General features: G+C 66.9%; 28 protein-coding genes. 21 read left to right on the plus strand and 7 right to left on the minus strand.

Features of this window, described 5'->3' with window-relative positions; translation table 11 throughout:
- Positions 1-23 precede the first annotated feature (23 nt).
- Together I8N67_RS01990 and I8N67_RS01995 are read right to left on the minus strand one after the other, a co-directional pair.
- A complete protein-coding gene (locus I8N67_RS01990; protein ID WP_200300788.1) occupies positions 24-398 on the minus strand; it encodes a fic family toxin-antitoxin system, toxin component in 375 nt (124 codons plus the stop codon).
- 4 nt (positions 399-402) lie between these two features.
- Positions 403-642, minus strand: coding sequence for a toxin-antitoxin system HicB family antitoxin (locus tag I8N67_RS01995; protein ID WP_200300789.1), 240 nt, complete (start codon positions 640-642; stop codon positions 403-405).
- A gap of 248 nt (positions 643-890) precedes the next feature.
- On the opposite strand from I8N67_RS01995, the gene I8N67_RS02000 reads away from it, so the two are divergent.
- From I8N67_RS02000 to mug, 10 genes are all read left to right on the plus strand, one after another.
- On the plus strand, positions 891-1,772 hold the full coding sequence (locus I8N67_RS02000; RefSeq protein WP_200300790.1) for an ABC transporter ATP-binding protein: 882 nt from the start codon (positions 891-893) through the stop codon (positions 1,770-1,772).
- Positions 1,773-1,776: 4 nt separating this feature from the next.
- Positions 1,777-4,347, plus strand: a complete 2,571-nt coding sequence (locus tag I8N67_RS02005; RefSeq protein WP_200300791.1) for an ABC transporter permease — start codon at positions 1,777-1,779, stop codon at positions 4,345-4,347.
- A gap of 209 nt (positions 4,348-4,556) precedes the next feature.
- Positions 4,557-5,438, plus strand: coding sequence for an LLM class F420-dependent oxidoreductase (locus tag I8N67_RS02010; RefSeq protein ID WP_200300792.1), 882 nt, complete (start codon positions 4,557-4,559; stop codon positions 5,436-5,438).
- Positions 5,439-5,521: 83 nt separating this feature from the next.
- On the plus strand, positions 5,522-5,947 hold the full coding sequence (locus I8N67_RS02015; RefSeq protein ID WP_200300793.1) for a GNAT family N-acetyltransferase: 426 nt from the start codon (positions 5,522-5,524) through the stop codon (positions 5,945-5,947).
- Positions 5,948-6,151: 204 nt separating this feature from the next.
- Entirely contained in the window at positions 6,152-7,483 is a 1,332-nt protein-coding gene (locus I8N67_RS02020; RefSeq protein WP_200300794.1) for a hemolysin family protein, read from the plus strand.
- Entirely contained in the window at positions 7,480-8,496 is a 1,017-nt protein-coding gene (locus I8N67_RS02025) for a hemolysin family protein (RefSeq protein ID WP_200300795.1), read from the plus strand. The genes I8N67_RS02020 and I8N67_RS02025 overlap by 4 nt, the downstream gene beginning before the upstream one ends.
- Positions 8,497-8,590: 94 nt before the next feature.
- Positions 8,591-9,445, plus strand: a complete 855-nt coding sequence (locus tag I8N67_RS02030; RefSeq protein ID WP_372443609.1) for an SGNH/GDSL hydrolase family protein — start codon at positions 8,591-8,593, stop codon at positions 9,443-9,445.
- A 25-nt stretch (positions 9,446-9,470) separates the two neighbouring features.
- Entirely contained in the window at positions 9,471-9,818 is a 348-nt protein-coding gene (locus tag I8N67_RS02035) for a DUF4326 domain-containing protein (protein WP_200300797.1), read from the plus strand.
- Positions 9,819-9,876: 58 nt separating this feature from the next.
- Positions 9,877-11,319, plus strand: a complete 1,443-nt coding sequence (gene purB / locus I8N67_RS02040) for an adenylosuccinate lyase (RefSeq protein ID WP_200300798.1) — start codon at positions 9,877-9,879, stop codon at positions 11,317-11,319.
- Between the two features lie 44 nt (positions 11,320-11,363).
- A complete protein-coding gene (gene mug / locus I8N67_RS02045; protein ID WP_307835122.1) occupies positions 11,364-11,822 on the plus strand; it encodes a G/U mismatch-specific DNA glycosylase in 459 nt (152 codons plus the stop codon).
- Positions 11,823-12,053: 231 nt separating this feature from the next.
- On the opposite strand, the gene I8N67_RS02050 is transcribed toward mug, so the two are convergent.
- Both I8N67_RS02050 and I8N67_RS02055 read right to left on the minus strand, forming a co-directional pair.
- On the minus strand, positions 12,054-12,770 hold the full coding sequence (locus I8N67_RS02050; RefSeq protein WP_200300799.1) for a 5-formyltetrahydrofolate cyclo-ligase: 717 nt from the start codon (positions 12,768-12,770) through the stop codon (positions 12,054-12,056).
- A gap of 17 nt (positions 12,771-12,787) precedes the next feature.
- Complete coding sequence (locus I8N67_RS02055) at positions 12,788-13,954, minus strand: helix-turn-helix transcriptional regulator (RefSeq protein ID WP_200300800.1); 1,167 nt, start codon at positions 13,952-13,954, stop codon at positions 12,788-12,790.
- Positions 13,955-14,185: 231 nt separating this feature from the next.
- On the opposite strand from I8N67_RS02055, the gene I8N67_RS02060 reads away from it, so the two are divergent.
- The 4 genes from I8N67_RS02060 (at position 14,186) to I8N67_RS02075 (ending at position 16,384) form a co-directional block, all read left to right on the plus strand.
- Entirely contained in the window at positions 14,186-14,518 is a 333-nt protein-coding gene (locus tag I8N67_RS02060; protein WP_234044835.1) for a recombinase family protein, read from the plus strand.
- Positions 14,515-15,132, plus strand: coding sequence for an ATP-binding protein (locus tag I8N67_RS02065; protein ID WP_200300802.1), 618 nt, complete (start codon positions 14,515-14,517; stop codon positions 15,130-15,132). The genes I8N67_RS02060 and I8N67_RS02065 overlap by 4 nt, the downstream gene beginning before the upstream one ends.
- Before the next feature lie 449 nt (positions 15,133-15,581).
- The gene (locus tag I8N67_RS02070) at positions 15,582-15,836 is read left to right on the plus strand and encodes a hypothetical protein (protein ID WP_200300803.1); all 255 of its coding nucleotides are present in this window, start codon (positions 15,582-15,584) and stop codon (positions 15,834-15,836) included.
- 209 nt (positions 15,837-16,045) lie between these two features.
- On the plus strand, positions 16,046-16,384 hold the full coding sequence (locus I8N67_RS02075) for a histone-like nucleoid-structuring protein Lsr2 (protein WP_200300956.1): 339 nt from the start codon (positions 16,046-16,048) through the stop codon (positions 16,382-16,384).
- A gap of 132 nt (positions 16,385-16,516) precedes the next feature.
- Here the strand turns inward: I8N67_RS02075 and I8N67_RS02080 are convergent, their stop codons facing one another.
- Positions 16,517-17,098, minus strand: coding sequence for a TetR/AcrR family transcriptional regulator (locus I8N67_RS02080; RefSeq protein ID WP_200300804.1), 582 nt, complete (start codon positions 17,096-17,098; stop codon positions 16,517-16,519).
- A gap of 247 nt (positions 17,099-17,345) precedes the next feature.
- Entirely contained in the window at positions 17,346-18,122 is a 777-nt protein-coding gene (locus tag I8N67_RS02085; RefSeq protein ID WP_200300805.1) for a TetR/AcrR family transcriptional regulator, read from the minus strand.
- Between the two features lie 182 nt (positions 18,123-18,304).
- Here I8N67_RS02085 and I8N67_RS02090 point away from each other — a divergent pair, with 182 nt between their 5' ends.
- The 4 genes from I8N67_RS02090 (at position 18,305) to I8N67_RS43705 (ending at position 19,352) form a co-directional block, all read left to right on the plus strand.
- Positions 18,305-18,637, plus strand: a complete 333-nt coding sequence (locus tag I8N67_RS02090; protein ID WP_200300806.1) for a hypothetical protein — start codon at positions 18,305-18,307, stop codon at positions 18,635-18,637.
- A 15-nt stretch (positions 18,638-18,652) separates the two neighbouring features.
- Positions 18,653-18,862, plus strand: a complete 210-nt coding sequence (locus I8N67_RS02095; protein WP_200300807.1) for a hypothetical protein — start codon at positions 18,653-18,655, stop codon at positions 18,860-18,862.
- A gap of 5 nt (positions 18,863-18,867) precedes the next feature.
- Positions 18,868-19,083, plus strand: coding sequence for a hypothetical protein (locus I8N67_RS02100; RefSeq protein ID WP_200300808.1), 216 nt, complete (start codon positions 18,868-18,870; stop codon positions 19,081-19,083).
- A 143-nt stretch (positions 19,084-19,226) separates the two neighbouring features.
- On the plus strand, positions 19,227-19,352 hold the full coding sequence (locus tag I8N67_RS43705) for a hypothetical protein (RefSeq protein WP_267912640.1): 126 nt from the start codon (positions 19,227-19,229) through the stop codon (positions 19,350-19,352).
- A gap of 25 nt (positions 19,353-19,377) precedes the next feature.
- Here the strand turns inward: I8N67_RS43705 and I8N67_RS02105 are convergent, their stop codons facing one another.
- Positions 19,378-19,929: a hypothetical protein gene (locus tag I8N67_RS02105; RefSeq protein WP_200300809.1), complete on the minus strand. Its 552-nt coding sequence runs from the start codon at positions 19,927-19,929 to the stop codon at positions 19,378-19,380.
- A 92-nt stretch (positions 19,930-20,021) separates the two neighbouring features.
- Between I8N67_RS02105 and I8N67_RS02110 the strand changes: the two genes are divergently transcribed.
- Genes I8N67_RS02110 through I8N67_RS02120 form a run of 3 tightly spaced genes read left to right on the plus strand, consistent with a single transcriptional unit; the run spans position 20,022 to position 22,643 of the window.
- Entirely contained in the window at positions 20,022-20,180 is a 159-nt protein-coding gene (locus I8N67_RS02110; RefSeq protein ID WP_200300810.1) for a hypothetical protein, read from the plus strand.
- 14 nt (positions 20,181-20,194) lie between these two features.
- Entirely contained in the window at positions 20,195-22,399 is a 2,205-nt protein-coding gene (locus tag I8N67_RS02115; RefSeq protein ID WP_200300811.1) for a type IV secretory system conjugative DNA transfer family protein, read from the plus strand.
- Positions 22,392-22,643 carry a hypothetical protein gene (locus tag I8N67_RS02120; protein ID WP_200300812.1) on the plus strand — a complete coding sequence of 84 codons (252 nt, stop codon included), beginning with the start codon at positions 22,392-22,394 and terminating at the stop codon, positions 22,641-22,643. Before I8N67_RS02115 ends, I8N67_RS02120 begins: the two co-directional genes overlap by 8 nt.
- Positions 22,644-22,713: the final 70 nt, after the last annotated feature.

Raw genomic sequence — 22,713 nt, forward strand, 5'->3', positions numbered from 1 at the left:
CGGGGTCGGCGTCGTCGGTCGGCTCACAGGCTCCACTGGCGTAGTTCCCGCGTGATGTCGTGCACGGTGGCCTCGCCGTTCTTGACCAGTCTGGCAAGTTCGCGCACCTGTTCGGCGGAGGTGACGACCTTGACGCCGCTGGCCACGAGGTAGCCGTAGGCGACCGCGGAGGCGAACAGCGCGTTGGAGCGTTCAAGGGCCGGCACGTGCATCAGGAGTTGGAGGAGGGCGGCGGCCCGGGCATGGGGGGTGTCGTAGACGGGGACGTCGAATATCGCGGCCTCGTGCCGGGCGACGGCCGCGAGGAGGGCACCCCAGTCGGTGACCTGGGGATCTCCGGGCGTCTTCCGTTCGGCGACCATGAGGAGCCAGGCGAGGTCGATGCGGAGCTGACTCAAGGGATCAGTGACGTCCCTCGCGCCGGCCTTCGAATTCCGCGCCGAACTCCTCGACGAAGACCGCCTCGTACTGCTTCATGAAGTCGGCGGCGGACTCGACGAAGGTGTGGCCCACCTCGCCGGTGTCCTGCCTGACCAACTCCTCGATGTACCGGTTCACACTCATCCCACGCTCCAGGGCTCGCTCCCGGGCGGCTCGGGCCGTGTCCTCGTCCACCCGGACGTTCAGCTGGGTCTTGGCCATGGCTTGACGCTAGCGCCGGAGTGCTAGCGGGGCAAGGGCGCCTCCGCCCGGCGTGACCCCCACGCCGCGTGGCACCGCGCGGCCCGCCCCCAGGACAAGAAAATGGGTGCCCCTTACATCGGCATCGGATACCCGACCTGCGACGGAGGCACCCTCGAACTTCGGGGGGATTCCGGGTGTGCACTGGATCACATTAGGCTCGTCCGGGAACGCCCGGAATTCGAACTGGTTCGAGCCTGGAGGCCGTTTTGTCCACTGCTGCCGCTGAGCACACCCTCGGCCGCGCGGAAGCCGACGGCATCGCCGCCCGCGCCCGGGGCCTGACGAAGGCGTACGGCTCGGGCGAGACGGCGGTGCTCGCCCTCGACTCGGTCGACGTGGACATCGCGCGCGGCCGCTTCACCGCGGTGATGGGGCCCTCGGGGTCGGGGAAGTCCACGCTGATGCACTGCCTCGCGGGGCTCGACACCGTGTCGGCCGGGCAGGTGTGGCTCGGGGACACCGAGATCACCGGGCTCAAGGACCGCGATCTGACCCGGTTGCGCCGGGACCGCGTCGGCTTCATGTTCCAGTCCTTCAACCTGATCCCCACACTGAACGCGGCCGAGAACATCACCCTGCCCATGGACATCGCGGGCAAGAAGCCCGACGAGAAGTGGCTGGCCCAGGTCATCGACACGCTGGGGCTGCGCGACCGGCTGGGGCACCGCCCGTCCCAGCTCTCCGGCGGCCAGCAGCAGCGCGTCGCCTGCGCCCGCGCGCTCGCCTCACGGCCCGAGCTGATCTTCGCGGACGAGCCGACCGGCAACCTCGACTCCCGGGCCGGCCTCGAAGTGCTGGGATTCCTGCGCGAGGCGGTCGACCAGCTGGGCCAGACGGTCGTCATGGTCACCCACGACCCGGGCGCCGCCGCCCACTCCGACCTGGTGCTCTTCCTCGCCGACGGGCGGATCGTGGACCGCATGCAGCGCCCGACGGCCGAGGCGGTGCTGGAGCGCATGAAGCGCTTCGACACGCTCCGGTCGACCGTCGCCCCGGAGGGCTCCACCACCGACGTATCCACCGACGGGTCCCCCGCCGTGTCCCCCGACGTATCCGCTGCCGGCCCCATCGACCTCGACAAGGACTGAGACCGTGCTGAAGGCGACTTTGCGGAGTTTCCTCGCGCACAAGGGGCGGCTGCTGCTCTCGGCACTGGCGGTCGTCCTGTCCGTGGCGTTCGTCTCGGGCAGCCTGATCTTCTCGGACACCGTCACCCGTACCTTCGACCGGCTCTTCGCCTCCACCTCGGCCGATGTGACCGTGGGCCCGAAGGACGACGACCTGGAGGGTCAGCTGCCGACCGGGGCGGTCGAGACCGTGCCCGCGTCGCTCGCACAGCGGGTCGCGGGGATCGACGGCGTCGAGGACACCCATGTCGACGCGGCCGTGGAGAACATCACGGTCGTCGACAGCGAGAACGAGTCGGTGGGGCCGACGACGGGCGCCCCCACCATCGCCACCAACTGGTACCTCACCGACCGCAGCCCGGTGAAGCTGACCAGCGGTCACGCGCCGGAGGGCCCCGGCCAGGCGCTGCTCGACGCGGACACCGCGAAGAACAAGGACGTGCGGATCGGCGACACCCTCTCGGTGCTCGCCCAGCCCGGCTCCTTCAAGGTGAAGGTCGTCGGCATCGCCACCTTCACCACCACCAACCCCGGTGCGGCGCTGCTCTTCCTCGACACCCCGACCGCGCAGACCGAGCTGCTCGGCGACCCCGACGCCGCCACGACCATCTCGGTGACCGCCGCGCCGGGCGTCAGCGACGACCAGCTCAAGCAGCGGATCGCCGACGAACTCGGGCCGCGCGCGTACGACTACCAGACCGCCGACGAACAGGCCGAGTCGGCCGCGTCCTCGCTCGGCGGGTTCCTCGACGTCATCAAGTACGTGATGCTGGGATTTGCCGGCATCGCGACGCTCGTCGGCGTCTTCCTCATCGTCAACACCTTCTCGATGCTCATCGCGCAGCGCACCCGCGAACTCGGGCTGCTGCGCGCCCTCGGCGCCGACCGGCGGCAGGTACGCCGGTCGGTCCTCACCGAGGCGGCCCTGCTCGGCCTGGTCGGCTCGACTTTCGGCCTCGCCGTGGGCATCGGCCTGGCCTACGGGCTGATCGAACTCATGGGCGCCTTCGGGATGAACCTGAAGGCCACCGAGATGGTGATCGGCGTGGGTACCCCGATCGCGGCGTACGTCGTCGGGCTCGGCGTCACCTTCGTGGCGGCGTACCTGCCGGCGCGGCGTGCGGCTACGGTGTCGCCGATGGCAGCGCTCTCGGACGCCGAGATCGCCGGGGTGGGACGGCCGTTGAAGGTGCGCGCGGTGGTCGGCGGCATCATCGGGGCGGCCGGTGCCGCCGCGCTCGTGGGGTGCGCGCTGGCGTCGGACACGGGCTCGGCGGCCTCGCTGCTCGGCCTCGGCGTGGTCCTCACACTCATCGCGACCGTCATCGCGGGCCCACTCCTCGTACGGCCGGTGATCCGCGTCCTCGGCGGCGCGTTCCCCGCGCTGTTCGGCTCCATCGGCCGGATGAGCCAGCGCAACGCCCTGCGCAACCCGCGCCGGACCGGGGCCACGGCGGCCGCGCTGATGGTGGGGATCGCGCTGGTCGGCGGCATGTCCGTGGCGAGCGCGTCGATGACCAAGTCGTTCGACGCCGAGATCGACAACACGCTGGGCGCCGACTTCGTCATCCAGAACCAGAACTTCATGCCGTTCCCCCGGGAGATCACCGACAAGGTCCGCGCCACGGACGGCGCCGGCCTCGTCGTACGGCAGCGGTTCACCCCGGTCGCGGTACGACTCCCGGACGGCGAGCGGATCGAGACGACCGCCGCGGCCTACGACCCCCGGCTCGACGACATCGCGAACGTCACCTACGCCGAGGGCGACAGCGCCGCGGCCCTGGCGGACGGCGCCATCGCCATGGACGTGGGGTTCGCGCGGGACCACGGCGTGACGATCGGCAGCACGATCCCGGTGCGGTTCCCGGCCGGGAAGGACACCGAACTGAAGGTGGCCGCCCTCACCGACCAGGACACCGCCGACGGCTTCGGGGTGCGGGGTGGGCTGTACTTCGGGATGGCCACCATCGAGAAGTACGTGCCCGACGGCCAGGACTCGGCGCTGTACGTGAACACCGGCTCCGGGGTCGGCCCCGACGACCTGCGCGCGAACCTGGAGCGGACGCTGGACGCGTATCCGCAGGTGCAGGTCCGCGACCAGGCCGACTACAAGGAGCTGATCCGCAACCAGATCGCCGTACTCCTCTACCTGGTCTACGCGTTGCTCGGCCTCGCGATCGTCATCGCCGTGCTCGGCGTGGTCAACACCCTCGCCCTGTCGGTGGTCGAACGCACCCGTGAGATCGGGCTGCTGCGCGCGATCGGGCTCGGCCGGCGGCAACTGCGCCGGATGATCCGGCTGGAGTCGGTGGTGATCGCCGTGTTCGGCGCGGTCCTCGGCCTCGCACTCGGGCTGGTCTGGGGCGTGTGCGTGCAGCAGGTGCTGGCCCTGCAGGGCATGAAGGAGCTGGCGATCCCGTGGGGCACGGTCATCGCGGTGGTGGTGGGTTCGGCGGTGGTGGGTGTGGTGGCGGCGCTGCTGCCGGCGCTCCGCGCCTCCCGTATGAACGTGCTGGCGGCTATCGCGCACGAGTAAGGGTGCGGGTATGTCGTGGTTGCTCGCGCGGTTCCCCGCGCCCCTGAAGAACTCCGGGTGAGCCCCATGCCTTTGGGGGCGGGGGGCTGCGCGACCAGCCCCCACTCACCCGCACCGAAGAACGCACCCGAATGCGCTGGCGGCACCCGCACCCGAGTGATGTACTCGCCGATGTCCCGGCTCAAGTCCCTTTCAGGTGAGGAGAGTTCATGCCGCGCCCGTTCCGCTTCGGAGTCAATCTGCTGAGTCCCACGTCCGCCGAGGAGTGGCGCGCGAAGTGCCGCCGCGCCGAACAGCTCGGCTACGACGTGATTTTGGTCCCGGACCATCTGGGCATGCCGGCCCCCTTCCCGTCGCTCGTCGCCGCGGCCGAGGCGACGGAGCGGCCGAGGCTCGGCACGTTCGTGCTCAACGCGGGGTTCTGGAACCCGACCCTGCTGGCGCGCGACGTCGCCACCACGGACGCGCTGACCGGCGGGCGCCTGGAACTCGGGCTCGGCACCGGGTATGTGGAGGCCGAGCACGAGAAGGCCGGTCTGCCGTGGGGGTCGCCGGGCGAGCGGGTCGACCATCTCCTGTGCACCGTCGAGGAGTTGGACCGGCGCCTCGGCTCCGACGAGCACGAGCCGCGCCCAGTGCAGCGGCCCCGGGTGCCGTTGCTGATCGGCGCCAACGGCGACCGGATGCTGCGGCTCACCGCCGAGCACGCGGACATCGCGGCGTTCACCGCCGCCCGGACCCTGCCGGGCGGCAGGCTGGAACCGCTCACCGCCGAGGAACTCGACGAACGGGTCGCCCGCTACCAGGAGTTCGCCGTCGGACGCAAGGAACCCGCCGAACTCAACCTGCTGATCCAGATCGTCGAGATCACCGGGGACCGGAGCGCCGCCATACAGCCGTGGCTCGACCGCATCCCGCACCTGAGCGAGGAACAGGTCCTCCTGCTCCCCCTGGTCCTCATGGGAACGCTGGAGGAGATCGTCGATCAGGTACTGGCGCAGCGCGAGCGGTACGGATTCTCGTATCTGACCGTCCTGGAACCGAACATGGAGATCTTCGCCCGGGTCGTCGAGGCGCTGCGCGGCAGGTGACGTTCGTCGGCGGCCATGGTCCGGAGCCTGTCCGGATGCTGGAATTCCGGGTCGCCGTCCGGGCCCCGTGATGGGATCGCACCATGACCGACCTGCGCATACGGGCCGCGACGCCCGACGACCTGGACGCCGTACTCGCCTTCTGGAAGGTGGCCGCAGAGGGCACGAGCATCAGTGACGACCGCGAGGGCGTCGAGCGGCTGGTGGCCCGTGATCCCGAGACGCTGATCCTGGCCGAGCAGGACGGCGAACCGGTGGGCACGGTGATCGCCGGCTTCGACGGCTGGCGGTGCCATCTCTACCGGCTCGCCGTACACCCGGAGCGGCGGCGTCAGGGCATCGGCTCGGCGCTGCTCGCCGCCGCCGAGGAGCGGTTCGTACGGCTCGGCGGGCGGCGCGGCGACGCGATGGTGCTCGTAGGGAACGAGACGGCCCAGCATGCGTGGCGGGCCGCCGGGTACGCACCCGAGGAGAAGTGGCGGCGGTGGGTGAAGCCCCTCGGGGAGTAGGAACCGGAGGCCACCGGAGCGGCAGAGACCCGCTTTGCTGATCCTTTACCATGGTTGGACCAGTCAACCTCTACGGAAAGGTTGTGAGCGTCCGCCCATGGGCGAGCCTCCCAGTACCCGACCCGGTACACGTCGTACCCGGGCCGGTGTCCGACATCGCGCGTTCCTCCCGCCCCTGCCCGATCATGGGACGGAGGTGACCCGATGACCGAAGTGCTCCTCCTTCTGGTGGCGGTGCTGCTCTCCGTGGCCTGTGGTGCCTTCGTCGCCGCCGAGTTCTCGCTGACCACGGTCGACCGAGGCCGGCTGGAGCGGGCCGTGGAGCGCGGCGAGCGGGGCGCCGCCGGCGCCCTCAAGGCCGTACGGAATCTGACCTTCCAGCTCTCCGGCGCGCAGCTCGGCATCACCGTCACCAACCTGGTGGTCGGCATGCTCGCCGAGCCGTCCATCGCCAAGCTGATCGCGGGCCCGCTGGAGACGGCCGGCGTGCCGAGCTCCGCGTCGAGCTCCGTCGCCCTGGTGATCGGTACGGCCCTGTCGACCATCGTGCTGATGGTCGTCGGCGAGCTGGTGCCCAAGAACTGGGCGATCTCCGCGCCGTTGCCCGTGGCGAAGAAGGTGGCGAACCCGCAGCGCTGGTTCAGCGCCGCGTTCCGGCCCTTCATCACCCACCTCAACAACACCGCCAACCGCCTCGTACGCCGCTTCGGCGTCGAGCCCGCCGAGGAGCTGGCCTCCGCGCGCGGCCCCCAGGAGCTGGCGGCCCTCGCCCGGCACTCGGCCAAGGAGGGCGCCCTGGAGGCGGACACCGCCGAGCTGTTCGTGCGGACGCTGAACCTCGCCGATCTGACCGCCGAGAACGTGATGACCCCGCGTGTCCAGGTCATCGCCCTCGAAGCCCAGGCGACCTGCGAGGACGTGGCGAACGCGACCCGCGCCACCGGTCTGTCCCGGTTCCCCGTCTACCGGGGCAGCCTCGACGCGGTAATCGGCACCGTCCACATCAAGGACTGCCTCGCCGTGCCCGCCGCGCGCCGGCCGCGCACCTCCGTGGCCGAGCTGCTGCGCGAGCCGCTCCTCGTCCCCGAGTCTCTGACCGTGGACCGGGTCCTGGACCGGCTCTCGGGCAAGCGCACGATGGCCGTCGTCATCGACGAGTACGGCGGGACCGCCGGTGTGGTGACGCTGGAGGACATCGTGGAGGAGGTCGTCGGCGAGGTGCGGGACGAACACGACCCGCACGAGACGCCCGACCTGGCCCCCGTCGGCACCGACGACGACGGCCGCCCGCTCTACTCGGCCGACGGCTCGGCCCGCACCGACCGGCTGGCCCGCGTCGGACTGCGCACGCCCGAGGGGCCGTACGAGACGCTCGCGGGCCTCGTCGCCGCCGAGCTGGGCCGTATTCCGGCCGTCGGCGACATCGTCGAGGTCGTCGGCTGGCGGCTCGAAGTGGTGGACGCCGCCGGGCACCGGGCCGCGCGGGTGCTGCTGCACGCGCCGGCCGTTTCCGCTGACGAGGAGGGACAGCGATGACCGCCGTCCAGTTGCTGATCGGTTTCGCGACGCTGGTCGTCAACGCCTTCTTCGTGGGCGCCGAGTTCGCGTTGATCTCCGTACGCCGCAGCCAGATCGAGCCGTACGCCGAGATGGGCGACCGGCGAGCGCGCAGTGTGCTGTGGGGCTTGGAGCATGTGTCGGCCCTGATGGCGGCGGCGCAGCTCGGCATCACGCTGTGCACCCTGGTCCTCGGTGTGGTCGCGGAGCCCGCGATCGAACACCTGCTGGAGCCGGTGTTCCACGCGGTCGGTGTGCCGGAGAGCGCGGGGCACGCGGTGTCCTTCGTGATCGCCCTGGCGGTGGCCACCTATCTGCACATGCTGCTCGGCGAGATGGTGCCGAAGAACATCGCGCTCGCCGAGCCGGTGCGCAGCGCACTGCTGCTGGGCCCGCCGCTGGTGGCGCTGTCGCGGGCGCTGCGCCCGGTGATCTTCACGATCAACGCCTTCGCGAACGCGCTGCTGAAGCTGCTGCGGGTCGAGACGAAGGACGAGGTCACGGCGACCTTCTCGGACACCGAGCTCGCCCGGCTGGTCCGGGACTCCAGTGAGGCCGGGCTCATCGACGACCGCGCGCAGGAGCGGCTGCACGACGCCCTTGAGCTGGGCCGACGCCCCGTGCGCGATGTCGTGCTCCCGCTGGAGCGCGTCGTGTACGCGGGCATGGGCGTCACCCCGGAGGAGCTGGAGCGGCTTTCGGCCGAGTCCGGGTTCTCCCGCTTCCCCGTGGTCGACGAGGGGCGCCGGATCGTGGGCTATCTCCATGTGAAGGACGCGCTCGACGCGGCCCCGCGTGACGTGCCGTTCTCCGTCCGGGACATGCGGTCCATCGCCCGCGTCCGGGAGACCACACCCCTCGACGATGTACTCACCGCGATGCGCCGCAGCCGTACGCATCTGGCGGCCGTGCAGGGCGCGGACGGCCGACTCGCCGGCATCGTGACCATGGAGGACGTGCTGCGGGAGCTCTTCGGGCAGCCGACCGTGTGAGGCGCGGAGGTGACGGGGGGGCGGCCAGCGGGATCGGGGGTGGCGGAGGCCGACCGACCGCCGGGTATGTGAACGGGATAGCATCGCTTTTGCCATGCAGACGAATGCCACGAATCCCACGCATCCCCCGTCACCGACGTCATCCACGTCACCGACATCTGCCACGTCTCCCCCATCTCCCACGTACTCCAGCCTTGTCGCGGTCGGCGATTCCTTCACCGAGGGCATGTTCGACCGGCTGCCCGACGGTTCGTACCGGGGCTGGGCCGATGTCCTCGCGGGCCGCATGGCCGCGCGGACGCCCGGCTTCCGGTACGCCAATCTCGCTGTGCGCGGGAAGCTGGTCGGGCAGATCGTCGCCGAGCAGGTGGATGTGGCGGCCGCGATGGACGCGGACGTGATCACACTGGTCGGCGGCCTGAACGACACGCTCCGGCCCAAATGCGACATGGGCCGGGTACGCGGGCTTTTGGAGGAGGCCGTGGAACGCCTGGCCCCCGCCTGCGAGCAGCTTGTCCTGATGCGCAGCCCGGGCCGGCAGGGCCCCGTCCTGGAGCGGTTCCGGCCCCGCATGGAGGAGCTGTTCACCTGCGTCGACGACCTGGCCGCCCGGCACGGCGCCCTCGTCGTCGACCTGTACGGCGCCCCCTCGCTGAGCGATCCCCGCATGTGGGACGTGGACCGGCTGCACCTCACCGCCGACGCCCACCGCCGGGTCGCCGAAGCGATCTGGCAGACACTGGGCTACGAGGCCGAGGACGCGCAGTGGCGCACCCCGATGCCCCCGACCGCGCCGCCCGGCTGGTCGGCCCGCCGGGTCGCCGACGCCCGCTTCGCCAGGCAGTACCTACTGCCCTGGATCGGCCGCCGCCTCACCGGCCGCTCCTCCGGCGACGGCCTCCCGGCCAAGCGGCCCGAGTTGCTGCCCTACGAGGGCCCAGTAGCGTAAGGAGCCGTCGTACCTGGAGGCGCGTGTGTCCACCACCGTCATCAACCTCAAGGGCCGCATCCACGACTTCGGCCCCCGCCTGGAACACGCCCCCGCCGACCTCGTCTACGTCGGCCGCCGCTGGACCATGGGCCACTGGGACCTCCCCCAGCACTCCCTCTACAACCCCTTCCAGTACGACACCCCCACGAAGAAGCGCGACGGAACACGCGCCGAGATCATGGCCAAGTACCGCGATTACCTCCTGGCCGACCCCGACCTGCTCGCCCTCGTCCCGGACCTGCGCGGCAAGACCCTGGCCTGCTGGTGCGCGCCGGAGCCGTGCCACGGGGACATCCTGGCCGAGCTCGCCGACGGCGCGGGGGCTTCGTAGGTTCCACCAAAAGCCCCGCTGCGCTCACCTGCACGAATCGCCAGTAGAATCCGTCTACGTGACTTCTGCGCCAGCCAAGCCCCGTATCCCGAACGTCCTCGCCGGACGCTACGCCTCCACCGAGCTCGCCACGCTCTGGTCGCCCGAGCAGAAGGTGAGGTTGGAGCGGCAGCTCTGGCTGGCCGTGCTGCGGGCGCAGAAGGACCTCGGCATCGAGGTGCCGGACGAGGCGCTCGCCGACTACGAGCGGGTCCTCGACACCGTCGACCTGGCCTCCATCGCCGAGCGTGAGAAGGTCACGCGGCACGACGTGAAGGCACGGATCGAGGAGTTCAACGACCTCGCCGGGCATGAGCACGTCCACAAGGGCATGACGTCCCGGGACCTCACCGAGAATGTCGAGCAGCTGCAGATCCGGCTCTCCCTGGAGCTGATGCGCGACCGTACGGTGTCCGTGCTGGCGCGCCTGGGCAAGCTGGCCGGTGAGTACGCCGAGCTGGTCATGGCCGGTCGCTCGCACAACGTGGCCGCGCAGGCGACCACCCTCGGCAAGCGGTTCGCGACCGCCGCCGACGAGCTGCTCGTGGCGTACGGCCGGGTCGAGGAGCTGCTCGGCCGCTACCCGCTGCGCGGTATCAAGGGCCCGGTGGGCACGGCGCAGGACATGCTGGACCTGCTGGGCGGGGACGCCGCCAAGCTGGCGGAGCTGGAGGACCGGATCGCCGGGCACCTCGGCTTCGCGCAGGCCTTCACCTCCGTCGGCCAGGTCTACCCCCGCTCGCTGGACTACGAGGTCGTCACGGCGCTCGTCCAGCTGGCGGCGGCCCCGTCCTCGCTGGCGAAGACGGTCCGGCTGATGGCCGGGCACGAGCTGGTGACCGAGGGCTTCAAGCCGGGGCAGGTCGGTTCGTCGGCCATGCCGCACAAGATGAACACCCGCTCCTGCGAGCGCGTCAACGGCCTCATGGTCATCCTGCGCGGCTACGCGTCGATGACCGGCGAGCTGGCCGGCGACCAGTGGAACGAGGGCGACGTGTCGTGCTCGGTCGTGCGCCGGGTCGCGCTGCCGGATGCCTTCTTCGCGCTGGACGGTCTGCTGGAGACCTTCCTGACCGTCCTCGACGAGTTCGGCGCCTTCCCGGCCGTGGTCGCGCGCGAGCTGGACCGCTACCTGCCGTTCCTCGCCACGACCAAGGTGCTGATGGGCGCGGTGCGCGCGGGCGTCGGCCGCGAGGTCGCGCACGAGGCCATCAAGGAGAACGCCGTCTCCTCCGCCCTCGCCATGCGCGAGCGGGGCGCCGAGCGCAACGAACTCCTCGACAAGCTCGCCGCCGACGACCGCATCCCGCTGGACCGCGTCCAGCTCGACGCGCTCATGGCCGACAAGCTGTCCTTCACGGGCGCCGCGGCCGACCAGGTCGCCGTCGTCGTCGGCCGGATCGAGGAGATCGTGAAGCAGCGCCCGGAGGCCGCGGGCTACACGCCGGGAGCGATCCTCTGACCCGCTTCACCCAGGCCGAACTGGAGGCCGCCCGCGACCGGCTGGTGCCGGATGTCACCGCGGACGGCCTCCGGGTCCTTTTCTGCGGCATCAACCCGGGCCTGATGACGGCGGCGACCGGCCACCACTTCGCCCGCCCCGGCAACCGCTTCTGGCCCGTCCTCCATCTGTCCGGCTTCACACCCCGGCTGCTCAAGCCCGCCGAGCAGGACGAGCTGCCGTCGTACGGGCTCGGCATCACGAACGTCGTCGCCCGGGCGACGGCACGCGCCGACGAGCTGACGGCCGAGGAGTACGTCGAGGGCGGACGTCTGCTGACCGCCAGGGTGGAACGGCTGGGTCCACGCTGGCTCGCGGTGGTGGGCGTGACCGCGTACCGGGCGGCGTTCGGTGACCGCAAGGCCGCGATCGGGCCGCAGGAGCGGATGATCGGGGCGTCACGCGTGTGGGTGCTGCCCAATCCCAGTGGTCTCAATGCGGTTACAACTACCCCTTGTTCATGATCCATTTGGCGTTCGACCCTCGGTCCTGGCACCTCCTAAAGGATCTTGCCAGAGGGGTGTTTGCGCAGCTCAGAGCACACGGAGCGATGCAGCCCGCCCCCTGGAGCCGTTCCAGACGCGAGCGAGTGCAGATGACTGCTCGCAAATGTGAGCGATCCAAACAGGCGATCTTGCACACAAAGAGCGCCCGACCACGGGGGGAGGTCGGGCGCTCTGGATAGCGAAGTGTAGTTACGTCTGGTGTCGCGCAGCTAGTACCGGAATCTGAGCAATTTTCTCGGTGGTGAGGTCGTTCCACACCAACCCCGGCGGCCGACGCCGGTTGGTGCACGGGATCACTTCGTCGGGCGTGACGATGTAGTCCACGGAGAAATCGTGCTCGGTCTCGGGGATGTCATCCTCGACCACCTGGAGCTGGTGTACGGGGGCGACGATCACCGTCTGATCTGTCACCAACCCCGCCTCGATCAAGAGAGCAACCTCAAGGTCGGAGTATCCGGCACCCTTGCCGATGCGCGCTCCGGATCGGTTGACGGCGACACTGCCGCACACCACCACGTCGATAGGTTCCATCGACTCAACGCCAAGCCGGCGGGCAACTTGGGCCGCGCCCTTCTTCTCAGCTGCCTCCTCGGGCGGAAGCGTCAGCGACTCAGGATCGAGCAAGAAGAACGGTTGCAGCGACGCCATACGCGGCACGGCCATGTAGACGCGTTTGCCGTCCTTGAGCGCCCGGACCCTGACTGCGAGCTGTGCCCAGTCGGGGTTGGCCTTCACGGTGGTGGCCCGCTGCCAAAAATCTTGCCCGGCCAGTTGCTCCGCCGTGTCCTCGGCACCATAGAAGCCAGGGATTTTGCCGTACGAGTCAGCCGGAGCGCCGCCGCCGTCGATGAGTCGACGCCACACCTTCTCGCGTAGCTGCTGCTTAGCCTGGTCGATGTCGTTCATGCGCACCCCGCCCGTACTTAGATCGCTGCCATTAGAGCTAGCAGTCGGTCGTTGATCTCCTGCGCCCACGGCTCCTGTCGCCACTGCCGAAGCTCGCGCCCAGCAGAGAACGCCAGGTTAAGACCACCGCCACCGCGCGTCAGCTCCACCGCATCAATGGTGCGATGCATGGCGCTGGCCGCTTCATCGAGCTTTCGTTGCTGGATGAGTGCCAAGGTCAGGTTGCCCAGCGCGATGGCCTGAGACTTTTTCTTGCCCGCCAGCGCCCGTGTGGTCATACGGAGGATCGGTTCGGCTCGTTCGGGCAAGCCCAAGAATAGGTAGCAGCTTCCGGCCAGCCGGTTGTACTCGTTGACGGTGTAGTACGGGGCAGCCACATCATCGGGGTGGACACGGTCGAACTGATCCTCGGCCTTCTGCAGCGCCGCTTCGCACTCCGAGATCACGCCCGTCATGGCGTGCCCCTCGGCGACGTGAAGCAGACTCAACCCAGTCAGCGATGGACTGGCCAACTGAGCAACTTCGGCGGCCTGCTGCGCCAGCATGACGCCCCGCGTGGGGTTCTTCTCGCCGTAGAGCGCCACATAGGACATGCGCAACGTCGCGTACGCCTCGATGGACGGGTCACGGACGTGCCGGGCTGCGTTGACGGCTTCTTGGAAGTACGACAAGGGTGCTTGGTGGTCGCGTCTCTGGCTGACATCCCATACCAGTTGCCCCATGAGAGTTGCCGAGTCAGCCTCTACCTCATAGAGCGCCCGACGGACACGCGCGTTGCTAGCGTTCTCCCGAAGGAACTTCACCTGCCCGTGTACCTGTCCGGCTGGACCGAGCAACCCCGTGGAGGACGCCTTGTCGTAGGACTCATCGAGTTGCCGCAGTCGCTCGTGCAGATAGGCAACGACCATCAGGTCGGCGGACGCTGGATTCTGGAGAGCGTAGGTCATTCGTTCGCTCTGCGGCGTTTGGGTCACGACCACATCGGCGAGGGCGGCCTGCAGTTCTTCGCTCGACATGTTGAGCACGTGGGCAAGCTTTGGCCGGAGCCAGGCTTGCGGTTCGGTGTCGGCGCTCTCCCAGCGACCTACCGTTGAACGCTCGACGCCTAGATACTCGGCAAGTGCCTCTTGTGTGAAGCCTGCCGCTTTACGACGTTGAGCGAGGCGTATGCGCTTCGCTGCCATCGCCCATCCCTCCGGGTGTACGGGGCGAGGTTTCACCTTAGCCCCGTTGACCGCATCAGTGCAGGCCAGCCCGCCGAGTGCGACACGGATGCGTCATCGGTGCGGCACGTTTGCTGTGGTGTTTGCGCAGGTCAAAACGCTTCTCTGACTGGCAGGTTGGCGAGCGGCTGAGGACGGTGCCGTCGCTCGCCAGCCGTTCCAACCCCCCCGGAGGAACGGATGCGACCAGCCATGTACGGCTACATGCGACTAACGGCAAGTGACGACGACAACGACGAAACCGAGACAATCAAGCGGGAGTTGGCGGCATACGCCAGCCGTGAAGGCTTCACCTTGGAGCGGCTGTTCATCGAACGGCTGCGTGCTAACGATGAATCGGCCTTCTTCACCCTGATTGACGCGCTCAAGAACACAGAGGTCAAGCACGTAATCGTGCCGTCACTTTGGCACTTCGCTCGGCTGCCAGGACTACAGGCTGCCATGTGTGACCACATCGAACGCGAGATCGGCGCGCGGCTGTGGATCGTCCAGAGTGCTCCGCAGAACAGGAGCACTGCATCATGAACCCCGACACCGTGCACCCGATTCCTCTGCTCGCCGCATCACTCCGGTTGACCGCTGTACCTTCGGCGGTCGCCGTCTCCCGGATGTTCGTCCGGCACACGCTGACGCGCTGGAAGTTCGACGACCACACAGAGACTGCGACGCTCATCATGAGCGAACTTGTCACCAACGCCATCAAGGCCAGTGGCATCACCGCCCCGGAGCCGAAGCCGTGGCAGATCAACGCGGAGCATGTCATCGGGATACAGCTCCGGGCGCTTGAAGCCAGCCTCTACGTCGAGGTCTGGGACAGAAGCGAAGCAGCACCCGTCAGGAAGAACCCCGCCCTTGAGGACACAAGCGGGCGCGGTCTGTTGCTCATTGATGCGCTGGCGAAACGGTGGAACATCTACCGTTCGCCGGTCGGTGGCAAGGTTGTCTGGGCTGAACTTCCCCTCGGTGTACCTGTGGAGTCGCCCCCTTTCGACCAGGACCACGCGCCGCTCATACTGCACCCAAGCATCCGGGCACCACGGGGACCGGTTGAAGACCAGGCGCGCACTGCGCTGTTCGAGCACCTGATGGAGACGACAGCTTCGGTGGCCGCCGCATCGCGAGGGAACGATGCGATCTAGGGGCTGTGGCCGGCTGCGGGTTGATCGGGCTGATCACGAGCGAGCTGATGCCCGATGAGGTCGCAGCAGATATGGGACCTGTTCGATTGGTACCGGGGGACGTGCTTCCGCTGCGAGGCGCTCGGTGTTCCCGTGGCGCACGTCGGCGACATGGTGGTTCGAGGTACGGCGCTGCCTCTGTTCGCCTGTCACCACTGCATCTTCCGTATGCAGCAGTCGCATTGGTTCCGAACGACTAGGCGAGCGTGGCCGCTGCACCGGTTGCAGCTTCCAGGATCGACCGAGCCGCGCGCTTCACGTCCTCAACTGGGCCGCTGGCTGCTGTACGGCAGGAGTAGAAGGGCGCGCCATCACGACGGCAGCTGATGAACATTGCGTCTCCAGTGCACGGTCGGACTCACCGATAGTTGGGCGGGCCTCCTTGATACCGAAGTGCTCCCCAGAAGGGCGTGATTCACATGTTCCGAGCAGCCAGCGAAGGCGGCCAGACGGTAAGTGGCACCTTCGCGATTCTTGTCATCGCATGCGTGATCTGGGCTGCCAACCGGCACGACCGCCTGAAGAAGGAGAAAGCACTCGCGAAGCGCAAAGCCGAGATAAAAGCTGAGATGGAAGCCAAGTTGAAGGCACACCCCGAAGATGCCCCTCTCTTCAAGGAGGTGCTGGACGAGCTTGGCCCTGACGATCTCAAGGGAACGACGTAGCAGCGCAAGAACCCCTGAAAAGCAAGAACACCCCGTGTCCGTTGGTCGGTCGCGGGGTGTTCTTCGTTGGGCGTCGCAGTGGGCTGAGGCGGGCACCGTGAATGAGGCCCCACCACGGGGCCGCGTTGCGCGCGTAGTCGCCATACTGATAAAAAGTCAGCAACATCAGCATGTTGTTCACCTGGAACGCGACGAAGGACGAACCGACGATGGCGCAGCAAACAATTATCCAACTGCTTGACGACCTCGACGGGTCCGAGGCTTCCGAGACGATCGTGTTCGGCCTCGACGGTAGGACGTACGAGATCGACCTGAACGAGAAGAACGCGGCCAAGCTGCGCAAGGCCCTTGAGTCGTACGTCGACAAGGGTCGGAAGATGAGCCAAACGCGCGGCGGTAGGCGTGGCGGTACAACTCAGACGGCGGCTTCCAGTGGTGACACCGCCCTGATCCGCGCGTGGGCCAAGGAGAACGGCTACGACGTGAACGACCGTGGTCGCGTCCCGGCGGAGATCAAGGAGGCGTACGCGAAGACCAAGGTCGCCTAATATTCTCCAGCTTGCTCAAGGCCCTTGCTTCGGCAGGGGTCTTCGCATTTCTAGGGGCGTGCCCAGAAACGAAGAACACCCCGCGACCGACAGCGGACGCGGTGGCGTTCTTCGCTGGGGCTGCGGGGTGGGTCACAGAAGGTTGAGCTGGCTCAGAGCTAGTTCGGCGGCGGTTGTACCGGGGATTTCGGGGTGATTCTCGATCCAGGACAGTAGTCCGAGAAGGTGATACTCGGCGACTTCCACCGGCAGCTTTTCATCTCGTAGGCCGCTGAGCGGCAGGACAATGAGCTCTGCGAGTTCCCGCAGGGTCAGGTCGTACGCGGACTCGTCGGTGTTGTTCTGTACGCGCGCATCACGTGCTACGGGCAACAAGGCTACGGCCAAAGCCGGATGCGCGGCGCAGATCTCCGCAAGCTCACGGATGAAGGTGGTCAGCACTGGGCCGGGGAGGCTCGGTGTGTTCCTGGTCTTCTCTATGAGCGGCAGGACAAGCGGGGCGTAGGCTGCGATGACCAAGCCGCGCTTGGTTGGAAAGTGTTTACTCAAGGTAGTAAGGCCGAAGCCCGACGCCTTGGCAACATCCTCACGCGTCACGCCGTACCAGCCGTTCTCGTCCAGCAGGGCGCGGGCGGTGTCAGCTAGCCACTTGCGAGTCCGCACCGTCTTGGTAAGAGCAGCTCGCTGCTGAGGGCTGAGTGCTTCTGTTGACATACATCTCTCCTGGTCAATTTGGATAAAGCGCCCCAGCAGCTAAAAGAAGCAGTTGCCGTGGCGCCTCACCCAAAGACAGGGGAGTGCTATTACCCGTTCGGTAATCTATGTATATTTATAACATACTTTTAGGAATTATGCAATGAGTTCCTATTGTTCACGGAAATGCCACCCTGATCCATGTTGATCTGGGTGGCATTCCGCTGTCTCGCCATTATCGGTGATTTCCTGAATCATGCGAGTTTCGTTAGTACATTTCCTCCCGCCTCTTTCGATCCTCGAACCAGGCATTCACGGTGCTCTGCACTCCCGTGAGTTTTTGCTCTGTCGTCTTCATGTCGATGTCAGGCATCAGAACGGAGAGCATCTCTCGGCTGACCACGCGTGTGACGAGGATTGGCGCATCTTCGGACGGCTCGTGATACAGCTGCGTCAATAGTGCCTGTGCGTGGTAATAAGCCGTCTCGACATCGGCGTGCGAGCGTGGCCTGTCACTGGCGAGAAGCATGTAACTTCCCCCGAATGGCGGAGAAGTAAAGATCGGCGAAAAGCCGTTGCCGATGTACCAACCGAGATTTTTCTCTGGGAACGAACCCATGGTCCCGAACTTGTTGTACAGCTCCGGCCGCTGATCCGGGGCGGTCTCGTAGTACGCCCGGATCATTGCCACCGTGAGCGCCCGGTGCTGGTGGCACATCTTGGCGACGGCGTAGAGGTAGCGCAGCAGCTCCACAACTCCGTCGTCTGGCTTGTAGGTCCCGCTCAGGCGGCCTTCGCGGAGCGGCTCGACGATCGGGGCGAGCAACCGTTCATGCGCCACCCTCAGGACGTCCCACTTCAATCGGAAGTGATTGGACAACGTGGTTAGGCCGACCCCCGCTGCTTCCGCGATCTGCTCGCGAGTGAAGTCCCCCTTATCCAGTTCGCCGTAGAGGTCGAGCGTCGACGTGATGATCCACTCTCGCGTTCGCCTCCGCTTGGTCTCGGCCGCCCGCTGCTGCGGGGTTGCTTCGTCGTCTGTCATGGGTTCACGGTATCTGTTCGAACGGCGGCCAAGCAAGAAGCGTGCGTCTAGTAGAGCTGTGGCCTTGACGCTGAAGGGGAGGATCCTCCACTCTTGGACTCATCGACCTACCCGCCGCGGCCGGCTCTGTTGAACGTCGCGTTCTACGAGGCCGCCTCGACACGGAAGAAGGGCTCGACCCAATGGGCAGCGAACTGATGCTTGGTGGCGACGGACAACAGAACGGGCGGGGTGGATGGTTGGCGCGGCCGTCCAAGGAACAGCGAGCGTTGCAGGCACGCGCCGACCGTGACAGGACGGGCCTGCTGTACGAAGCCCGGAAGCAGGAGCTCACGGCTGCGCTTCGTACATGCCTGACCGAGAACGCCATGCACGACATCACGGACGTGGTGGGTCTGGCTCGCACACTGGCGCAAAGTGATCCGTATCTCGGTGCAGAGCTGCACAAGATCGTGCAGGAGTTCACCCGCCAGACCGGGCGCGATATTCGCGACTTCGGGCGTGGGAGCTTCTAGGTGAACGTCCCTCTCATGGTCGTAGCCGTTGCCAGCATGCTCCTCATCGTGGGTGGCGTGGTCTGGGCGGCCATCGACTTTCTGAAGTTCCTGCGCGAAGAGAAGCGCATGGAAAACCCGTTCTACGCGCTCCGTGTCCGTAAGTACGAGGCGGTGGTCAAGATGCGCGCCATCACCCGAGAACACCGCAACCGATCAACCCAGTACCGCAACACAAGGAGGTAAGCACCATGGCGTGGCTCGGATTTATCTACCTGTGTGTGTTCTTCGGCGGCGGGCTTTGGCTCCTGCACTTCTTGGACAAGAAGTTCGGCCACAGGATCCGCTACAACCAGCGACGGCAGCAGATCGAGGCGGAGATGCACCGCCGCGAGTACGACCGTCGACTCACGGAAGACGTCGCGGATGAGTGGGGGTACAACCCCCGTCACCACCGGCGCCGCTGAGTTGTAGCGCATTACGGGGAAGGCAGCTCCGGCCAGAGCCACCCCACCAAGCCCGAAGTGGACGCGTCGTAGATGCGTCCCCTTTCAACTCCCGCCGGCCACGGGTCGTAGGTCGGCAGCATCAACGGAAGGAGGTGAAGAAGATGGGCAACAAGGTATGTCCCGAGTGCGATGGCACCACCATGATTGCGCCGCCTGGCGTCGAAGAACCGATCGACTGCCCGACCTGTGAAGGCGATGGCTTCATACGCGTCGACGATGACGAATAGTCGTCGAGCCAACCCGAGCGGCGGCTCAGGCCGCTCGGGTTGGGGCGTCGTTCTTCGTCCCGAAGAACTCGGCCTTCATGAACTCCGCGAAGGCGTCGAACTCTTGGCGCTGAGCGTCTACCAACGCGCGTCGCTCGTCCTTGGATGCGACATGCACCAAATCCGCGGACTGAGCGGTGAGGTGGTAGCCAATGAGGCCGAAGCCCTGACAGATGAGCCGCCTCGACTGTGGCACGTCGCGTGTCTCGTAGAAGCGCTCCACCAAGGGCAGCAGCCGAGCCAGCTCGCCGGCGTTGTGCTTGAACGCCTGGTTCTTGCGTCGTCGCTTCTCGACTTGGGTGTCGGCCTCCTCGATGCGCCGCCGGTCGGCTTGGTTGCTCGGTGCGCGAAACGCAACGTACGGACTGGCCGCCCGGTCGAAGTGGCCACCGCACGAGCTGTCGGTGTGAAAGCCGAGAAGTCGCAGGATCGCCACCGTCTCGACGATGGCTTGGTCGACCGGCTTGCCGAGGGCGTCCCGAAGCTGACGAACTGCTCGCTTCTCACGTTCCCAGATGTCTTGTTGATCCCTCGTCATTCCTAAATTCCATTTTACGCCTAGATGCTCACTTTTCCGATCCCCGCCGGCCACGACCGTAGGTCGCCCGCTTCTTCTAGAAGGGTTCTGTTGTGAAGAAGGCCCGCAACTTCCTGTCGTTGCTCCTCCTTGCTGCGCTCACCATTCACGTGCTGTGGCTGGCGATTGCGCCACTCGTGCCGTACGTCGTGAGCGGCCTCGCGATCACGTTGGTGCTCGGCTTCGTTTACTACCGCATGACGCGCTGGTAAGGGGGCCGATCCAGATGCCGACCGATGCGTACGGACGCACCGTGTTCTCTCTGACGTTCCCGGCCGACCTGAACGCCGACCACGTCACGGCGTGGCTGCACGCGGTAAGCGGCACGCTCACGAGCGGGCCGCGGCGGCTGCTTGGTGTCTCGTCATTCGTGTGCGAGGTCGAGGCGCGCGAAGCGGGTATCCAGCACCGGCTGCGGGTGCCAGAAGGACAGGCTGGCTATGTGGCCGGGCAGCTGCGCTCGTTGATGCCCGGTTCTACGGTCACGCCGGCGGGCGAGGAGGAAGCGCCGCTTCAATGGACGGCCGCGGTGGAGCTTGGAACGAGTGCTCCTCGGCGCGGCCTCGGTGTGTGGAATGCCGAGGCTCTGGCCTCCAGTCTGCTCACGACCATGCAGCCGCTCGGCCGTGGGGAAGCCGTCGTTCTTCAGTGGGTGCTGTCGCCTGCACTGCGGGAGCGACCACCGCAGCAGGCGTCCGACAGTGGGCCGCCGGGATTTGCTGGGCGGCTCCTGGGCGGAGTCGGCGACCGCGACCGGATTACGGACGAGCGGGCGAAGCTCGGTGAACCCAACTTTCTGGCTGTCCTGCGCCTGGCGGTGAAGGCGGGCAGTCCAGCGCGCAGTGACCAGCTTCTGGCACAGATGCGATCCAGTCTCAGTGGGGCGAGCGGTGGACACAGCCGATTCAAGCGGCGGGTCACGTCGAGTAGGCGCGTGATCGAGCGCGTCCAACGTGCGGCGGTGCCGACGTTGTTTCCGGCGCGGGTGTCCGTCTCTGAGTTGACGGGGCTCTTGGCATGGCCAATCGGCGCGCCGCATGTTGCCGGGCTTCCACGGGGCCGGACGCGGCAACTGGCGCCGGTCGGAGCCGTGTCACGGGCGGGACGAGTAATCGCGCGGTCGAACTTTCCAGGGGTGCAGCGGCCTCTCGCGCTCTCACCGGCGGAGTCGCTGTGGCACCTTCAGGTCGTTGGGCCAACCGGCTCCGGTAAGACGGCGCTACTTACCAACCTCATCGCGCAGGACATGAACGCCGGTCGCGGGGTGGTGCTCATCGAGAGCAAGGGCGACCTGTTCAAGGCGGCGCTGGAGCGCGTGCCTGAACGCCGGCTTCACGATGTCGTCGTGCTCGACGTAAGTGACACGAACTATCCGGTGGGCTTCAACATCTTGCAGGGTTCGCCCTTCGTGGTGGCTGCCGACATCCAACGACTCTTCGACCACCTGTATCCGCAGGATGCCCGAGGAGTGCGCGTACGGCAGGGCTTCTACCACCTGATCCTGACGCTCATGATGTCGGCCGGAACCACGGCCCCGATGACGTTCGCGGATATCGGGGCGCTCGCGGTGCCGAGGCCGGACCAAGAAGAGTTCTCGCAGAACCTCGTGCGTGGTGTGGCGCATATCGAGGAGCTGGCAGCGTGGTGGCAAGGATTTGGTGACGCTCGTACGAGGGCGTCCCACTTTCAGCCGGTCATGGACAGGATTTGGCAGCTCAACAACCGGCCGTCGATCCGGAACATCATCGGGCAGTCACGCAGCACGGTAGATCTGGCGGACATTCTGCGGAGCGCCAAGATCCTGCTCGTCAACCTCTCGCGTGCCACGGAAGGCAAGGACACGGCCGGACTCCTCGGCAGCCTGCTGCTTAATTCGGTCTGGAGTGCCGTACAGGCCGGGGCTACTGATCCGGCCCGACCAACCATGCTCTACCTCGACGAGTTCCAGGACTTCATCAACCTGCCGTTCGAGCCTGCCGACATGTTCGCGCAGAGCCGGAGTCGCGGTCTCGCGATGACGGTGGCGCATCAGTTCCTCGGGCAACTCAGCCGTGAACTCCAAGACGCCACCCAGAACAACGCCCGCTCGACGGTGGTCTTCCAAACGTCTGCCGACGAGGCTAGAACCTTTGCTCGCGGGTTCGGCAGCAGTCTGACCCCAGATGACTTCATGAACCTACGGCGCTTTGAAGTGGTCGCACGGCTCGCAACTACTGAGGGCGTCAGTACGCCGGTTACCGGGGTCACACTGCCACCGGTAGTTGAGACCGGCTTTGCCGACGAGGTGCGGCGTTTGTCCCGCGCAACCTATGCCCGTCCCGCGGCCGAGGTGGACGAGGAAATCAAACGGCGCCGTGGCGGTCAGCCGGCCCCGGCGCCGCCCACCCGACGACCGCGCTTCGGTGGCCCGAGGAGTTCAAGCGATGCGTAGCGTGCAGAACCTTCTCTCAGAACTGGCGTACCTCGGGCGAAGCATCGAGTACCTCGAAAACATCCTCCAGGATGTCGAAGCCGTCGCAGAGCGTCTTGGTCGGCGTCATCATGACGACCCACTCCTCGAAGGGATGATCGAGGGCGAAACCCGCCAGTGGTCGGCCTCGATGAAGCACCAGCTCGACGCGTCGGCGCGTGTCGCCGAAGCCTGGCGTACTCAGATGGAAAACCTCGAAGGGTAGGCGAACCCCGTAGGGCAGAGGTGGCCTGACCGTAGGTCTACCCCTGTACCCGCAGCCACCCTGATCAGCG

It is taken from the genome of Streptomyces adelaidensis, from assembly GCF_016598475.1.
Classification (GTDB): Bacteria; Actinomycetota; Actinomycetes; order Streptomycetales; family Streptomycetaceae; genus Streptomyces; species Streptomyces adelaidensis.

Excerpts from the sequence above, each read along its gene's own strand:
- I8N67_RS01995 (WP_200300789.1), bottom strand. The coding sequence starts at position 642 with ATGGCCAAGACCCAGCTGAACGTCCGGGTGGACGAGGACACGGCCCGA.
- I8N67_RS02010 (WP_200300792.1), top strand. The coding sequence starts at position 4,557 with ATGCCGCGCCCGTTCCGCTTCGGAGTCAATCTGCTGAGTCCCACGTCC.
- I8N67_RS02015 (WP_200300793.1), top strand. The coding sequence starts at position 5,522 with ATGACCGACCTGCGCATACGGGCCGCGACGCCCGACGACCTGGACGCC.
- I8N67_RS02020 (WP_200300794.1), top strand. The coding sequence starts at position 6,152 with ATGACCGAAGTGCTCCTCCTTCTGGTGGCGGTGCTGCTCTCCGTGGCC.
- I8N67_RS02025 (WP_200300795.1), top strand. The coding sequence starts at position 7,480 with ATGACCGCCGTCCAGTTGCTGATCGGTTTCGCGACGCTGGTCGTCAAC.
- I8N67_RS02030 (WP_372443609.1), top strand. The coding sequence starts at position 8,591 with ATGCAGACGAATGCCACGAATCCCACGCATCCCCCGTCACCGACGTCA.
- I8N67_RS02050 (WP_200300799.1), bottom strand. The coding sequence starts at position 12,770 with ATGAACGACATCGACCAGGCTAAGCAGCAGCTACGCGAGAAGGTGTGG.
- I8N67_RS02055 (WP_200300800.1), bottom strand. The coding sequence starts at position 13,954 with ATGGCAGCGAAGCGCATACGCCTCGCTCAACGTCGTAAAGCGGCAGGC.
- I8N67_RS02060 (WP_234044835.1), top strand. The coding sequence starts at position 14,186 with ATGTACGGCTACATGCGACTAACGGCAAGTGACGACGACAACGACGAA.
- I8N67_RS02065 (WP_200300802.1), top strand. The coding sequence starts at position 14,515 with ATGAACCCCGACACCGTGCACCCGATTCCTCTGCTCGCCGCATCACTC.
- I8N67_RS02075 (WP_200300956.1), top strand. The coding sequence starts at position 16,046 with ATGGCGCAGCAAACAATTATCCAACTGCTTGACGACCTCGACGGGTCC.
- I8N67_RS02080 (WP_200300804.1), bottom strand. The coding sequence starts at position 17,098 with ATGTCAACAGAAGCACTCAGCCCTCAGCAGCGAGCTGCTCTTACCAAG.
- I8N67_RS02085 (WP_200300805.1), bottom strand. The coding sequence starts at position 18,122 with ATGACAGACGACGAAGCAACCCCGCAGCAGCGGGCGGCCGAGACCAAG.
- I8N67_RS02090 (WP_200300806.1), top strand. The coding sequence starts at position 18,305 with ATGGGCAGCGAACTGATGCTTGGTGGCGACGGACAACAGAACGGGCGG.
- I8N67_RS02095 (WP_200300807.1), top strand. The coding sequence starts at position 18,653 with ATGGTCGTAGCCGTTGCCAGCATGCTCCTCATCGTGGGTGGCGTGGTC.
- I8N67_RS02100 (WP_200300808.1), top strand. The coding sequence starts at position 18,868 with ATGGCGTGGCTCGGATTTATCTACCTGTGTGTGTTCTTCGGCGGCGGG.
- I8N67_RS43705 (WP_267912640.1), top strand. The coding sequence starts at position 19,227 with ATGGGCAACAAGGTATGTCCCGAGTGCGATGGCACCACCATGATTGCG.
- I8N67_RS02105 (WP_200300809.1), bottom strand. The coding sequence starts at position 19,929 with ATGACGAGGGATCAACAAGACATCTGGGAACGTGAGAAGCGAGCAGTT.
- I8N67_RS02115 (WP_200300811.1), top strand. The coding sequence starts at position 20,195 with ATGCCGACCGATGCGTACGGACGCACCGTGTTCTCTCTGACGTTCCCG.
- I8N67_RS02120 (WP_200300812.1), top strand. The coding sequence starts at position 22,392 with ATGCGTAGCGTGCAGAACCTTCTCTCAGAACTGGCGTACCTCGGGCGA.